The organism is Agromyces sp. Soil535 (genome assembly GCF_001428255.1).
In the GTDB taxonomy this organism is placed as follows: domain Bacteria; phylum Actinomycetota; class Actinomycetes; order Actinomycetales; family Microbacteriaceae; genus Agromyces.
The window spans coordinates 250,203-262,096 of sequence record NZ_LMRW01000001.1 but is presented as its reverse complement, the minus strand read 5'-3'; the positions used below and the strand labels follow the sequence as shown (position 1 = coordinate 262,096).

Below are 11,894 nucleotides of genomic sequence, written 5' to 3'. Positions count from 1 at the left end.
CCGTCGCCCGCAGGAGCGACGTCAGTCGAGCGTGACCATGACCTTGTCGGCGGCACCGGGCGTCGCCGCGACCTCGAGTGCGCGCAGCACGTCATCGACCGGGAAACGGTCGCTGATGATGAGCTGGTACTTCTCCCAGTTGGCGATGATGTCGTCGGTGACCTCGAAGATCTCGGTCGGGTAGCCCATGGACATGATGATCGACAGTTCGGTGGTGAGCAGCGTGCCGAAGTCGACCTCGATCGGCTTCTTGTGCACGGCCGGGATCGCGAGACGCGCGCCCTGCTTCGCAAGCGTGAAGACCGTCGTCGGCACGACCGGGGCGCCGGCGGCGTCGATGTAGACGTCGGTGGAGGGCCGCGCGCCGTGCTGCCCGACGACGGCGGGCGCTTGCCCCTGCAGTTCGATGAGGCGGGCGGCGACATCCTCCTCGGCCGAGTTGATCACGGCGTCGGCGCCCACCGCGAGGGCCTTGTCGAGACGGTTCGGCAGGATGTCGATCACCACGACGTGGTCGACGCCCTTCGCCTTGAGGCTGAGGAGGGCGCCGAGGCCGATGGGCCCTGCACCGAAGACGACCGCCTTCTCACCGGCCCTCGCGCCCGAGCGGTTCACCGCGTGGCGGGCGACGGCCATGGGCTCGTTGAGCGCCGCGACCTCGAACGGGATCTCGTCGGGGATGACGCGGAAGTGCGTGCCCGGGACCGCGTCGACCAGCACCACGTACGGCGAGAACGCGCCCTGCGCACCGCCCGAGCCGATGATGCCGTCGGAGGCGGCCATGGGGTTGATCACGACGTGGTCGCCGACCTGCACGCCCTCGACGTTCTCGCCGACCGCCGTCACCTCGCCGGCCGGCTCGTGGCCGAGCGGCGTCGCACCCTGGCGGGGCGGGATGCCCCCGTACATCGTGTACATGTGGTCGGACCCGCAGATGCCGCAGGCGCGGATCCTCACGAGCACGTCGTCGGGGCCCGCGACGGGCTCCTCGACCTCCACGATCTCGTTCGTGCCGGGTCCAGTGACCATGACCGACTTCATCGACGTCATTCCTCTCTCTCAGGGCGGGCGCCGGGCCGAGCAGTTGCGGCGGCGCTCCGTTACTAAATCGAATTAGTGACACCCTAGTCTTGGATGGTCGCGATCGTTTGGGCCGGCGACGGCCTCACAGCCGATCGGGAGGAAAGGAGCATCCGTGCCCGATTCCCGCGTCACCATGAAGGACGTCGCGCGCGCGAGCGGCGTCTCCCCCGCCACCGTGAGCTTCGTGCTGAACGACTCACCGAGCCAGACGATCCCGGCGGCGACCCGCGAGCGCGTGCACCGCGTCGCCGCGGAGCTCGGCTACGTGCCGCACGGAGTCGCCCGTGCGCTCCGCGAGGGTGCGTCGCGCATCGTCGTGCTCAACGTGGCCCGCCTCCCGCACGGCGGCGCAAGCCTCGCGGGCTTCGTCGACGCGCTCGACGACGAGCTCGGACGATTCGGGCACGCGCTGCTCGTGCGTTACCGCGATCGGCCCGACGACACCGACCGATTGATCGCGGCGATCTCACCGCGTGCGGTGCTGGACCTCGATCGGCTCTACTTCGAGGCCGACCCCGAGATCGCCGACGGCGGCTGGATCGACGGCCTGGCCGCGCACACGTCCGTGCAGATCCGGTACCTCGCCGAGCAGGGGCACGTCGAACTCGCCATGGCCCTGCGTGACGACCCCGGCATCGAGCGGCTCGCGGCCCTCCGACGCGACTACGCCGGACGGATCCTCGCCGACCTCGGGCTCCCCGAGCTGCGTACCCTCTCCGTCGGATGGTCCGTCGAAGACGACCGTCGGGCGGTCGCGTCGTTCCTCGAGCGGCATCCGTCGGTCACGGCGATCGCAGGACTCGACGACGATGCCGCGCTGCGGGTGCTCGCCGCCCTGCGCGACCTGGGCGTCCCCGTGCCCGACCAGGTGGCGGTCATCGGCTTCGACGACAGCCCGCTCGGGGAGCTGTTCAGCCCCGCCCTGACGACCGTCCACATCGACGGCGCCGAGTTCGGACGCCGGGCCGCGCGCACCCTCCTCGACGAGCCGCCGGGCTCCGAGGCGCCGGGTCCTGCGACCGTCATCCGCCGCGCGTCGGCGTGAGCGCGGCGAGCGCGCTCGTGACGGCCGAGGCTTCCGTCATACGCTGGCGACCATGCGCTTCGGAACTCTCGACTTCACGCCCGCCCTCGACTCCCCTGCGTTGCTCGCGGCACCCGCAGTCGCTGCCATCGAACGAGCGGATGCCGCGGATGCCGCCGACGTGCTCGTGTCGGCCATCGACCCAGGCCTCGCCGACACGGCCGCCTTCTGCGAGCACTACGAGATCTCGATGGCCGACGGCGCGAACTGCGTGATCCTGCAGGCGCGCCGCGGCGAGCGCACCTGGTACGCCGCGTGCCTCGTGCGCGGGTCCGACCGCCTCGACGTGAACGGCGCCGTGCGCCGCCACCTCGGCGCCCGCAAGCTCTCGTTCGCGTCGATGGACGACGCCGTCGCCCTGACCGGCATGGAGTACGGCGGCATCACCCCGGTCGGGCTGCCCGACGACTGGCCGATCCTCGTCGAGGAATCGGTCGCCGGCCACGAGCGACTCATCGTGGGCAGCGGCATCCGTGGATCGAAGCTCCTCGTGACCGGGGCGTTCCTCGCAGGGCTGCCGAACGCGGAGGTGCTGCCGATCGCGCTGGCGGGCTGAGCGCGCACACCGATCTATTAGCGTCGGCGCAGTTCCACCACTGGAATCACTCGGGAGGTACGTTGCTCGTACTGCCTGAATCCCGGGCTGGCCGCGGTGAATCGCGTCCAGGCGGCGTCGCGCTCCCTGCCGACGAGTACCCGCGCATGCACCTCGACGACGCCGTCATCGGGGGTCTCGATCGAGACGTCGGGGTTGGCGCGCAGGTTGTGGTACCAGGCCGGGTGCTCCGGTGCGCCGGCCTTCGACGCGGCGATGAACCAGGTGTCGTCGTCCACGCTGATGCTCATGACCGGCGTCACGCGTTCGATACCGCTCTTCGCCCCCACATGGTGCACCAGGACGAGGCTCCGTCCGAAGCGGTTGACGGTGCCGCCGGTCGTACGGAACTCGTCGATGATCTGGTCGTTGAAATGCCCGTACCGATCTGACATCTGCCGGCCTCTCAGATTCTTTCCGCGCCGTGCCGGGGCTGGTGGACGTCGCGTGCGTTGATGGTGAGGCTGTGGGCGTCGGTGTCGGGTTCGTCGAGGCCGAAGCTGATGATGCGTTCGGGGTGGATCCGGATGATCGGTCCGAGTCGTGGATCGACGACCGCTTCTGCGCGGCCGCGAATCTCGACGCATCGAGGACGCCATGGCCGCACCGACGCGAGGTCGTCGACCACGAACGCCACTCGGCCGTTGTCCGCGACGTTTCGGTACTTCCTGCTCTGCGCCATCCGGTATCCGGTGATGTCGATGGTGCCGGTGGCGGTGTTGTGCCGGAATCCGACCGGGCTGACCTGGAGGGTGCCGTTCGGTTGTGCAGTGGCGATGCGGCCGAGTGGCTGCCCGGCGAGGTAGGCCAACTCCTCCTGAGTGAACGACGTGTCGCGCTCCACCATGTGTCTTCTCTCCTCGATGCCTGGGCTGATCGGGCACCACCGTACCAGAATACTTTACAAACTCAACTGTTGACCAGATGGGGTATTCTGTGGGGATGTCAGATCGCGAGGCCGAACTCGAGCAATCCCGCCGTCTGTCCCGGATGCTCATCCTCGTGGCCGAGCGTGCCAAGATGACGTTCGCTGAGAGCGTGAGCCCATTCGGGCTTCCGGTCCCTCTCGCTCGTGCACTGTTGGTGCTCGCGACGCCGACGCCGATGCGCGAGCTCGCCGACCATCTGGCCTGCGATCCTTCGTACATCACGGGTCTCGCCGACCAGCTCGAGGAACGCGGTCTGGCTCGGCGCTGCCCGGGCACTGACCGTCGTGTGAAGCTCCTCGAGGCGACCCAGGAGGGCTTCGCGCTGCGCGACCGGATCAGCCTCGCGGTGACCGAACGCGCGTTCATCACGCAGAGGCTCGACCCCCCTGAACGCGAGACACTGGCCCGGCTCCTCGAGCAGATCCTGGACGAATAGGGGCGCCCGCGCAGCGGCGTGTCGAGCTGTGACCACAGGAGGGTGCTGCACGTCGGCGGGCGGGTGCAGACTGGGAGCATGTGCGGACGCTTCGCCAACGATGCCAAGGTCGACGAGTTGATCCAGGAGTTCGTCGCGCAGGGCGGCGACTACCGCGACTGGAAGCCGCAGTACTCGATCGCGCCCACCGAGGTCGTGCCCATCGTGCGCGAGCGGCAGAACAAGGAGACAGGCGAGGTCAGCCGATCGGTCGATCCCGCCGTGTGGAACTTCCACCCGTCGTTCATGAAGGACTCGAAGCGCCCGCAGTTCAACACCCGCATCGAGACCGTCGCGACGAACGGGCTCTGGAAGGGCGCGTTCGCCTCGTCGCGATGCCTCGTGCCGATGCGCGGCTACTACGAGTGGACGGGTGAGCCGGGGCACAAGCAGGCATTCTTCCTGCACGGCGAGCGGCCGATGCTCGCGGCCGCCGGCATCTACACCGCGCGCAAGGTCGACGATGAGTGGGAGGTGTCGATGTCGATCATCACGCGCGAGGCCCGTGACGCCTCGGGTGAGATCCACGACCGCATGCCGGTGTTCCTCGACCGCGACGTCTGGGACGAGTACCTCGCCCCGGTACGGCTCGACGACGACGGCAAGCAGGAGATGGTCGCACTGCTCACGGCCGAGTCCGAGAAGGTCGCGTCGACCATCTCGAACTACGAGGTCGACCGACGGGTGAACAACTCGCGCACGGTCGACCCGTCGGATGCCTCGCTCATCGAGCCGCTCGAAGCCGGCGCCGACGCCTGAGCGGCGGCGCCCGCGTTGCGAGGTCGGTCAGAACCCCGTCGGCTCGCGCGGCGTGTACCGGTCCTCGAGCACGCGGATCTCCTCGTCGCTCAGCTCGACGTCGAGCGCCGCTGCCGCGTCGGCGAGGTGATGCGGCCTGGTCGCCCCGATGATGGGCGCCGCCACCACGGGATTCCTCAGCACCCACGCGATCGCCACCTGCGCCATCGGGATGCCGCGCGCGGCCGCCACCTGCTCGACCGCGTCGATGATCGGCCGGTCGCCATCGCCGAAGAACCGCTGCCCCACCGGGTCGTTGTCGAAGCGCCGGGTGTGCTCGCCGAACGGCCGCGCCAGCCGGCCCTTGGCGAGCGGGCTCCACGGGATGCTGCCGACGCCCTGGTCGGCGAGCAGACCGAACATCTCGCGCTCCTCCTCGCGCTGCATGAGGCTGTACTGGTCCTGCATCGAGATGAAGCGCGTCCAGCCGTGAAGGTCGGCCGTGTGCTGCATCGTGGCGAACTGCCAAGCCCACATCGAGGACGCCCCGACGTAGCGCGCCTTGCCGGCCTTGACCACGTCGTGCAGTGCCTCCATCGTCTCCTCGACGGGCGTCTCCGGATCGAAGCGGTGGATCTGGTAGAGGTCGACGTAGTCGGTGCCGAGTCGCGTGAGCGACGCGTCGACCTGCTCCATGATCGCCTTGCGGGAGAGGCCGGATCCGCCAGGCCCGTCGTGCATGCGGAAGTGCACCTTGGTCGCGAGCACGATGTCCTCGCGCCGGGTGTACCGCCGGATGGCACGACCAACGATCTCCTCGGAGCTGCCGTAGCCGTAGACGTTGGCCGTGTCCCAGAAGGTGATGCCGAGGTCGAGCGCCTGCCGGAAGATCGGCTCGGCTCCATCGTCGTCGAGCGCCCACTCGTTGAACCCGCGCGACGTGTCGCCGAAGCTCATGCACCCGAGGGCGATGCGGCTGACCTTGAGGCCCGAGTCCCCGAGTCGTGTGGTCTGCATGGTGTTCCTCCTCAGCCGCGCAGGTCGATCGGGGCGGCGCCGTACTCGTCGTCGGTCACGTGATCGCCCCACGTCGCGTCGTCGTCCTCCCACATCGCGAGGTGGCACATGAACGAGTCGGCGGATGCCCCATGCCAATGCCATTCGCCGGGCGGGGTGTAGACGGTGTCGCCCGGGCGCATGACGCGCACGTCGCCGCGGCGCGCCTGCACGAGGCCGATGCCGTCGGTCACGTGCAGCGTCTGTCCGAGCGAGTGGCGGTGCCAGGCGGTCCGGGCGCCGGGCGAGAAGCGCACGAGGTTGACGCGCAGTCGTGACGGGGCGTCGCCGCGGGCGATCACGTCGAAGTGCACGTCGCCGGTGAAGAGCTCGGCCGGTCCCTTCGCGGTGGGCTGCTTGGGTTCGAACTGCATGGGATCTCCATCTCTTCAGGCGCCGATCGACGTGGCTGCGGATGTCACACGAGGCCCGCCCGGACGCCGCGTCAGGCCCGATCGACCGCAGTTGCCGGGGTCGCGCGACGGGTCGCCGCCCAGCTCGCGAGGAGCTTGAGGGCGTCCTCCGACGCCGAGCGGGGCTCGGCGCTGTAGACGACCATCGTGAGGCCCGGGTCGGCCGGCAGGTCGAACGCCTCGAAGGCGACTTCGATGCGGCCGACCACGGGGTGGTGGAACGTCTTGACGCCGGTGCGGTGGAATCGCACGTCGTGCGACGCCCACAGGGTCCGGAACAGCTCGCTGCGGGTCGAGAGCTCGCCGATGAGATCAGTGAGTCCGCGGTCGTACGGGTTGCGGCCCGCCTCCGAACGCAGGAACGAGACCGTGTCGCGCGCCGCCCTGTCCCAGTCGTCCCAGAACCGCGGCGCCCTCGGGTCGAGGAAGATGAATCGGGCGTGGTTCACGGGGCGAGCAGGATCCTCGTACAGCTCGGAGTAGAGCGCCTCGCCGAGCGCGTTGGCGCCGAGGACGTCGAACCGGCCGTTTCGCACGAACGCGGGCACGCCCTCCATCGCATCGAGGATGCGCTGGACGGTCGGACGCACCGAGGGCTGCCCGGGTTTCCGTGCGCGCGGCCGCCGCGTGGCGTTCGCCGTGCGGGCGAGGTCGAACAGGTGGGCCCGCTCGGCCTCGTCGAGCTGCAGCGCGGTCGCGAGCGACTCGAGCACGCTCTCGGAGACCCCGCCGAGGTTGCCGCGCTCGAGGCGGGTGTAGTAGTCGACGCTCATGCCTGCGAGCATCGCGACCTCCTCGCGTCGGAGCCCGGGCACGCGGCGATTGCCGCCGTAGGCCGGCAGGCCCGCCCGTTCGGGCGTGATGCGCGCGCGGCGAGTCACGAGGAACTCGCCCACTTCGGTCTTGTGGTCCACGTCTTCGACCCTACGACCGGGGTGTTCGTCGTGGGAGGCACTGGCGGTACACGGAACACCGGTGACTCCCTCGCCGCCCCGGAATCCCGTTCCATTGATCACGACAGACACGACACATCCGCTCTGGAGGACTTCCTTTTCATGCGAGCAGCATTCATGTACGGCGCAGGCGACGTCCGGATCGAGACCGTTCCCGACCCCGTCATCGTGCAGCCGAGCGACGCGGTCGTGCGGATCGTGCGCGCCTGCATCTGCGGCAGCGACCTGCACCCGTACCACAACCTGCCGGCGACGGCCGGTGGACGGCCGATGGGCCACGAGTTCATCGGTGTCGTCGAAGAGGTCGGCTCGGAGGTCGCGACGCTCGCGCCCGGCGACTTCGTGATCGCACCCTTCGCCTGGTCGGACGGCACGTGCGACTTCTGCCGCGAGGGTCTGCAGACCTCGTGCCGGCACGGCGGCTTCTGGGGAGGCAACGGCATCGGCGGCGGCCAGGCCGAGGCGGTGCGCGTGCCCCTGGCCGACGGCACGCTCGTGAAGGTCCCCGCAGGCGTCGACGCGTCCCTGTACCCGTCACTCCTCACCCTCTCCGACGTCTACGGCACGGGGTACCACTCGGCACTCAAGGGCGGCGTGGCACCCGGTACGGAGGTCACCGTGATCGGCGACGGCGCGGTCGGCCTCCTCGCCGTGCTCTCGGCGAGCCAGCTCGGCGCAGAGCGCATCATCCTCATGGGACGACACAAGCCCCGCACCGACCTCGGCCGCGAATTCGGGGCGACCGACGTCGTCGGCGCACGCGGCGAGGAGGGCATCACGGCCGTGCGCGAACTCACCGGCGGCGACGGGACGCACGTCGTGCTCGAGGCGGTCGGCCACTTCCCCGCCTACGAGCAGGCCATCGGAGTGGTGCGGGCCGGCGGCACGATCAGCCGGGTCGGCGTGCCGCAATACGAGCAGGCGCCCGTCGGGTTCGGGACGCTGTTCGGCCCGAACATCACGCTCACCGGCGGCCCGGCGCCCGTGCGCGCCTACATCGACCGGCTCCTGCCTGCGGTGCTCGACGGCACCGTCGACCCGGGTCGGGTGTTCGATCGCACGGTCTCCCTCGACGAGGTGGCTGAGGGTTACCGTGAGATGGACGACCGCACGGCGCTCAAGGTCCTGGTGGAGCCATGATCGAGACCTGCGACCGAGAAGGAGTCGAGCGATGAGTACCTGGACCGAGGACGACCTGCGGCGCGTCGGCGGCGCCGAGGAACTGAAGGTCGCGTCGTTCCGGCGCGACGGAACGTTGCGGCCGTATACGACGATCTGGGTGGTGCGCTCCGGCGACGACATCTACGTGCGTTCCGCACACGGCCCCGACAATGGCTGGTTCCGCCGGGCGAAGGCGAGCCGACACGGGCGGATCAAGGCCGGCGGCGTCGAGCGGGACGTCGCATTCACGGATGCCGCGCCCGACGCGCGCTCCGCGATCGACGCCGCGTACCACGCGAAGTACGACCGCTATGGACCACGGATCGTGAACACGGTCTTGGGCGACCAGGTGATCGAGACGACGTTCAGGCTCGTGCCCGCGTAGGACGAGCGCTCACCCGAGTCGCATCGGGACGTAGAGTCTGCTCATGGATTGGAGCGTCACCCTGCCGACTCTGATCGGGGTGAGCGTGCTCGTCGCCATCACCGCGGTCGCGCTACGGCTGTACGGCGTGAGGCAGTGGTACGCCGGAGCGCTCGCGATCCTGCGGGCGGCGCTGCAACTCGCTGCTCTCAGCCTCGTGCTCACGATCGTCATCGAGGACCTGCTCTGGGTCTGGCTGGCGCTGGGCGTGATGCTGGTGGCGGCGATCCTCACCGCCGGCCGTCGGCTGCATGCCGACTGGCGGATGCTGCTGACGCTCACGGGCACGATGGCACTGGCCGTGGCGGTGACGCTGGCGACGATCTTCCTGTCTGGGGCACTGGAGCTGACGCCGCAGTACCTGTTGGCGATCGGTGGCATCGTCGTGGGCAATGCGATGACGATCACGACCCTGACCGGGCGACGCCACTCCTCGTCGGTGGTGGCTCATCGCGACGAGGTCGAGGGGTGGCTGGCGCTGGGGGCCACCCCTCGCCAGTCCACCATCGACATCGCACGCAATGCCGTGCGTGAGGCGCTCATCCCGACGATCGACCAGACCCGGACGACGGGTCTCGTGGTGCTGCCGGGCGCGTTCGTCGGGGCGGTCTTCGCCGGCGCGTCACCGATCGAGGCCGGACGATTCCAGCTGGTCGTGCTGGCTGGCATCCTCAGCGCCGGTGCGCTGGTGGCAGTGGGCCTGAGCGAGTCGATGAGCCGGTCGAAGACGGTGCCGACGCGGTAGCGCGTCGCCGAAGCGCCTCAGCTCACCATTTCCCCGGATGTTCCGGCAGCGCGTGTCAGTCGAGCAGGTCTGACAGGTACGGGTTGCGGAAGCGGCCGCCAGGATCGACCCGGTGGGCCACGGCCGCGAAGTCCGCGAGTCGCGGGTAGACCGCTCGCAGCCGGTCCGCGGACATCGCCGACACCTTTCCCCAGTGCGGCCGAGCGTCGAACGGCGCGAACGCGTCGTCGATCGCCGGGAGCACCGCGGCGACGCCTGCCTCGTCGCGTCGGAACGTGAAGTGGATCGCGACGGAATCGCGCCCCGAGCTCGGGGCGAGCCAGGCGGTGTCCGCCGCGACCCGCCGGATCTCCGCGATGTAGAGCACGTCGGCCAGACGTTCCGAGAGGCCTCGTACGGCGCGGATCGCGTCCACGGCATCCCCTGCTCGAAGCAGGTACTCGCACTGGATCTCCTCACCGGCGCTCGGGGTGAACTCCGAACGGAAGTGCGGGAGCCGCGCGTGCCACGGGCCGGGCTGGTCGAGCTGCGGCGTGACGGCCGCGACGTCGCCGCCGGGCACCGGATGCAGCGTCGCGGTCGCGCCTGTGGCTCCGAAGCCCTCGAGGTCCACGACCGTCGTCTCCGCGTCGGTGCGGCGCTTCACCCACACCTGCCGTACTCCGTCGTCGGCGAACCCGGTGAACATGCTCACGCTGTAGGCGGCACCCATGATCTCGTCGAAGTGCTCCTCGGCCGCGTCCCACGGCAGCCCGGTGTGCACGGCCTGCGCGACGTCGAACGCCGGCTCGATGGCAAGCTCCGTGGCGGTCACGATGCCGAGCGCACCGAGGCCGACGCGGTGGGCGTCGAGCTCGGGATGGTCGCGACCGAGCGTCTCGATCTCGCCGTCGGCCCGCATGATCTCCATCCCGATCACGCTCTGGGCGAGTGAGGGGTTGCGCGCCCCCGAGCCGTGCGTTCCGGTCTGGACAGCGCCGGCGATGGAGATGTGCGGCAACGACGCGAGATTCGGCAGCGCCCATCCCGCTGAGGCGAGCATCGGCGCGACCTGGCCATAGGTGAGGCCGCCGCCCACGCGCACCACGCGACGGTCGCCGTCGATCTCGACCGTGCCGGGCATCGCGCCGAGCGACACCTGCACGCCGTCGGAGTCCGCGATGCGGTTGAACGAGTGCCGCGAGCCGAGCGGCCGAACCGCGGCGGATCGCACGACGACGGCACGCAACTCGTCGAGCGTGGTCGGCTGTGCGAGCTCTCTCGCACGATAGACGACGTTGCCGGCCCAGTTCGTCCCGGATGCCGCCACGTGCACTCCTGTCCTGCCGCTGCCGATGGAGAGGCCAGTCTGCCATGGCGACGATCGTGGTGCGTGAATGACGGACCGGCTACGCGCTGGTCGGGCGCCGCGTGGCCGAGACGTAGATGCGGCGCGTTCGGATCTCGTCGTCGTATGCGTCGCGAGTGCCGATCGCGTCGACGTGGAACGACACCGCCTCCACGCCGCTGCGGAGCTCCTCCTCGGTGAACTCCGCCCAGTAGACGCGGATGCCGCTGCCCAACGGGTCGTCGATGACGCCGTCGCTCGCCCCCTCCTTCACCGCGACGAGCAACTGGCCGCCCGGGCGGATCGCCGCCGCCCAGCCGGCGAGCGTGTCGGCCAGTCCCGCCTTGGGCTGATCGTGGAGCGAGTAGTACGAGACCAGCCCGTCGAGCGGGCCGCCGACCACGGCCGGGTCGATGGCTCGCTGGTCCATCACGTCGAAGCGGCGTCCGGGCTGCTCGGTTCGGGCCAGTTGGACGCAACGCGGTGAGAGGTCGATGCCCACGACGTCGAGGCCGCGATCGGCGAGGAGCGCGGTCACGTGCCCGCACGGCCCGCATCCGGCATCGACGACCCGGCCGCGTGGACCGACTCGCTCCGCGAACGCGGCGAGGACCTCGCGATCGAACGGCTTGCCGTCGAGTTCGCGGCGGAAGAGCTCGAGGTAGCGGTCGGCTCGGGCGTCCCACGCGCGAACGACATCCGCGGCACTGCCGGGCACGGGCGCCTGGTGAACATCCGGTCGAATCATCCGGAGACGGTATCAGGGAACCGACGAATGGTGCGCGAGGGGGGACTTGAACCCCCACACCCTTGCGAGTACTGGCACCTGAAGCCAGCGCGTCTGCCAATTCCGCCACTCGCGCACGCGTGGAGCACCGGAGTGCGTCCAACCACGAGAGACTAACATCTCA

15 protein-coding genes and 1 tRNA gene are annotated in these 11,894 nt (G+C 69.8%); 7 read left to right on the top strand and 9 right to left on the bottom strand.

Annotation, left to right across the window (positions count from 1 at the left end; translation table 11 throughout):
• Positions 1-21: 21 nt before the first annotated feature.
• Complete coding sequence (locus tag ASG80_RS01235) at positions 22-1,029, bottom strand: zinc-binding dehydrogenase (RefSeq protein ID WP_235507917.1); 1,008 nt, start codon at positions 1,027-1,029, stop codon at positions 22-24.
• A gap of 166 nt (positions 1,030-1,195) precedes the next feature.
• On the opposite strand from ASG80_RS01235, the gene ASG80_RS01230 reads away from it, so the two are divergent.
• The gene (locus ASG80_RS01230; RefSeq protein WP_200952459.1) at positions 1,196-2,128 is read left to right on the top strand and encodes a LacI family DNA-binding transcriptional regulator; all 933 of its coding nucleotides are present in this window, start codon (positions 1,196-1,198) and stop codon (positions 2,126-2,128) included.
• Positions 2,129-2,180: 52 nt separating this feature from the next.
• Complete coding sequence (locus tag ASG80_RS01225; protein WP_056727656.1) at positions 2,181-2,723, top strand: YbaK/EbsC family protein; 543 nt, start codon at positions 2,181-2,183, stop codon at positions 2,721-2,723.
• Positions 2,724-2,740: 17 nt separating this feature from the next.
• Here the strand turns inward: ASG80_RS01225 and ASG80_RS01220 are convergent, their stop codons facing one another.
• Positions 2,741-3,157, bottom strand: a complete 417-nt coding sequence (locus ASG80_RS01220; RefSeq protein ID WP_056727654.1) for a nitroreductase/quinone reductase family protein — start codon at positions 3,155-3,157, stop codon at positions 2,741-2,743.
• A gap of 11 nt (positions 3,158-3,168) precedes the next feature.
• Positions 3,169-3,609, bottom strand: a complete 441-nt coding sequence (locus tag ASG80_RS01215) for a PPOX class F420-dependent oxidoreductase (RefSeq protein WP_056727652.1) — start codon at positions 3,607-3,609, stop codon at positions 3,169-3,171.
• Positions 3,610-3,704: 95 nt separating this feature from the next.
• On the opposite strand from ASG80_RS01215, the gene ASG80_RS01210 reads away from it, so the two are divergent.
• Together ASG80_RS01210 and ASG80_RS01205 are read left to right on the top strand one after the other, a co-directional pair.
• Positions 3,705-4,127 (top strand): MarR family winged helix-turn-helix transcriptional regulator, encoded by a 423-nt coding sequence (locus ASG80_RS01210; RefSeq protein WP_162256579.1) that lies wholly within the window; start codon positions 3,705-3,707, stop codon positions 4,125-4,127.
• 78 nt (positions 4,128-4,205) lie between these two features.
• The gene (locus ASG80_RS01205; RefSeq protein WP_156401595.1) at positions 4,206-4,925 is read left to right on the top strand and encodes an SOS response-associated peptidase; all 720 of its coding nucleotides are present in this window, start codon (positions 4,206-4,208) and stop codon (positions 4,923-4,925) included.
• Between the two features lie 27 nt (positions 4,926-4,952).
• Here ASG80_RS01205 and ASG80_RS01200 read toward each other — a convergent pair whose 3' ends face one another.
• The 3 genes from ASG80_RS01200 to ASG80_RS01190 form a co-directional block, all read right to left on the bottom strand.
• Entirely contained in the window at positions 4,953-5,921 is a 969-nt protein-coding gene (locus tag ASG80_RS01200; protein ID WP_056727646.1) for an aldo/keto reductase, read from the bottom strand.
• A gap of 11 nt (positions 5,922-5,932) precedes the next feature.
• A complete protein-coding gene (locus ASG80_RS01195; protein ID WP_056727643.1) occupies positions 5,933-6,334 on the bottom strand; it encodes a cupin domain-containing protein in 402 nt (133 codons plus the stop codon).
• Positions 6,335-6,405: 71 nt separating this feature from the next.
• Positions 6,406-7,287: a helix-turn-helix transcriptional regulator gene (locus tag ASG80_RS01190; protein ID WP_056727641.1), complete on the bottom strand. Its 882-nt coding sequence runs from the start codon at positions 7,285-7,287 to the stop codon at positions 6,406-6,408.
• Positions 7,288-7,428: 141 nt separating this feature from the next.
• Between ASG80_RS01190 and ASG80_RS01185 the strand changes: the two genes are divergently transcribed.
• From ASG80_RS01185 to ASG80_RS01175, 3 genes are read left to right on the top strand one after another with little or no spacing between them, the layout of a single operon-like run.
• A complete protein-coding gene (locus tag ASG80_RS01185; RefSeq protein WP_056727639.1) occupies positions 7,429-8,466 on the top strand; it encodes an alcohol dehydrogenase catalytic domain-containing protein in 1,038 nt (345 codons plus the stop codon).
• Between the two features lie 31 nt (positions 8,467-8,497).
• Positions 8,498-8,872: a DUF2255 family protein gene (locus tag ASG80_RS01180; protein WP_056727638.1), complete on the top strand. Its 375-nt coding sequence runs from the start codon at positions 8,498-8,500 to the stop codon at positions 8,870-8,872.
• Positions 8,873-8,915: 43 nt separating this feature from the next.
• Positions 8,916-9,656 (top strand): ABC transporter permease, encoded by a 741-nt coding sequence (locus ASG80_RS01175; RefSeq protein WP_056727636.1) that lies wholly within the window; start codon positions 8,916-8,918, stop codon positions 9,654-9,656.
• 55 nt (positions 9,657-9,711) lie between these two features.
• Here the strand turns inward: ASG80_RS01175 and ASG80_RS01170 are convergent, their stop codons facing one another.
• The 3 genes from ASG80_RS01170 to ASG80_RS01160 form a co-directional block, all read right to left on the bottom strand.
• Positions 9,712-10,965: an FAD-binding protein gene (locus ASG80_RS01170; protein WP_056727635.1), complete on the bottom strand. Its 1,254-nt coding sequence runs from the start codon at positions 10,963-10,965 to the stop codon at positions 9,712-9,714.
• Positions 10,966-11,044: 79 nt separating this feature from the next.
• On the bottom strand, positions 11,045-11,731 hold the full coding sequence (locus tag ASG80_RS01165) for a trans-aconitate 2-methyltransferase (protein WP_056727633.1): 687 nt from the start codon (positions 11,729-11,731) through the stop codon (positions 11,045-11,047).
• A 28-nt stretch (positions 11,732-11,759) separates the two neighbouring features.
• Positions 11,760-11,846: transfer RNA gene (locus tag ASG80_RS01160), tRNA-Leu, on the bottom strand.
• Between the last annotated feature and the right edge of the window lie 48 nt (positions 11,847-11,894).

Bases quoted from the DNA above. Each gene is read 5' to 3' on its own strand.
- ASG80_RS01180 (WP_056727638.1), top strand. From the start codon at position 8,498: ATGAGTACCTGGACCGAGGACGACCTGCGGCGCGTCGGCGGCGCCGAG.
- ASG80_RS01225 (WP_056727656.1), top strand. From the start codon at position 2,181: ATGCGCTTCGGAACTCTCGACTTCACGCCCGCCCTCGACTCCCCTGCG.
- ASG80_RS01195 (WP_056727643.1), bottom strand. From the start codon at position 6,334: ATGCAGTTCGAACCCAAGCAGCCCACCGCGAAGGGACCGGCCGAGCTC.
- ASG80_RS01220 (WP_056727654.1), bottom strand. From the start codon at position 3,157: ATGTCAGATCGGTACGGGCATTTCAACGACCAGATCATCGACGAGTTC.
- ASG80_RS01200 (WP_056727646.1), bottom strand. From the start codon at position 5,921: ATGCAGACCACACGACTCGGGGACTCGGGCCTCAAGGTCAGCCGCATC.
- ASG80_RS01205 (WP_156401595.1), top strand. From the start codon at position 4,206: ATGTGCGGACGCTTCGCCAACGATGCCAAGGTCGACGAGTTGATCCAG.
- ASG80_RS01215 (WP_056727652.1), bottom strand. From the start codon at position 3,609: ATGGTGGAGCGCGACACGTCGTTCACTCAGGAGGAGTTGGCCTACCTC.
- ASG80_RS01185 (WP_056727639.1), top strand. From the start codon at position 7,429: ATGCGAGCAGCATTCATGTACGGCGCAGGCGACGTCCGGATCGAGACC.
- ASG80_RS01175 (WP_056727636.1), top strand. From the start codon at position 8,916: ATGGATTGGAGCGTCACCCTGCCGACTCTGATCGGGGTGAGCGTGCTC.
- ASG80_RS01210 (WP_162256579.1), top strand. From the start codon at position 3,705: ATGTCAGATCGCGAGGCCGAACTCGAGCAATCCCGCCGTCTGTCCCGG.
- ASG80_RS01235 (WP_235507917.1), bottom strand. From the start codon at position 1,029: ATGGTCACTGGACCCGGCACGAACGAGATCGTGGAGGTCGAGGAGCCC.
- ASG80_RS01165 (WP_056727633.1), bottom strand. From the start codon at position 11,731: ATGATTCGACCGGATGTTCACCAGGCGCCCGTGCCCGGCAGTGCCGCG.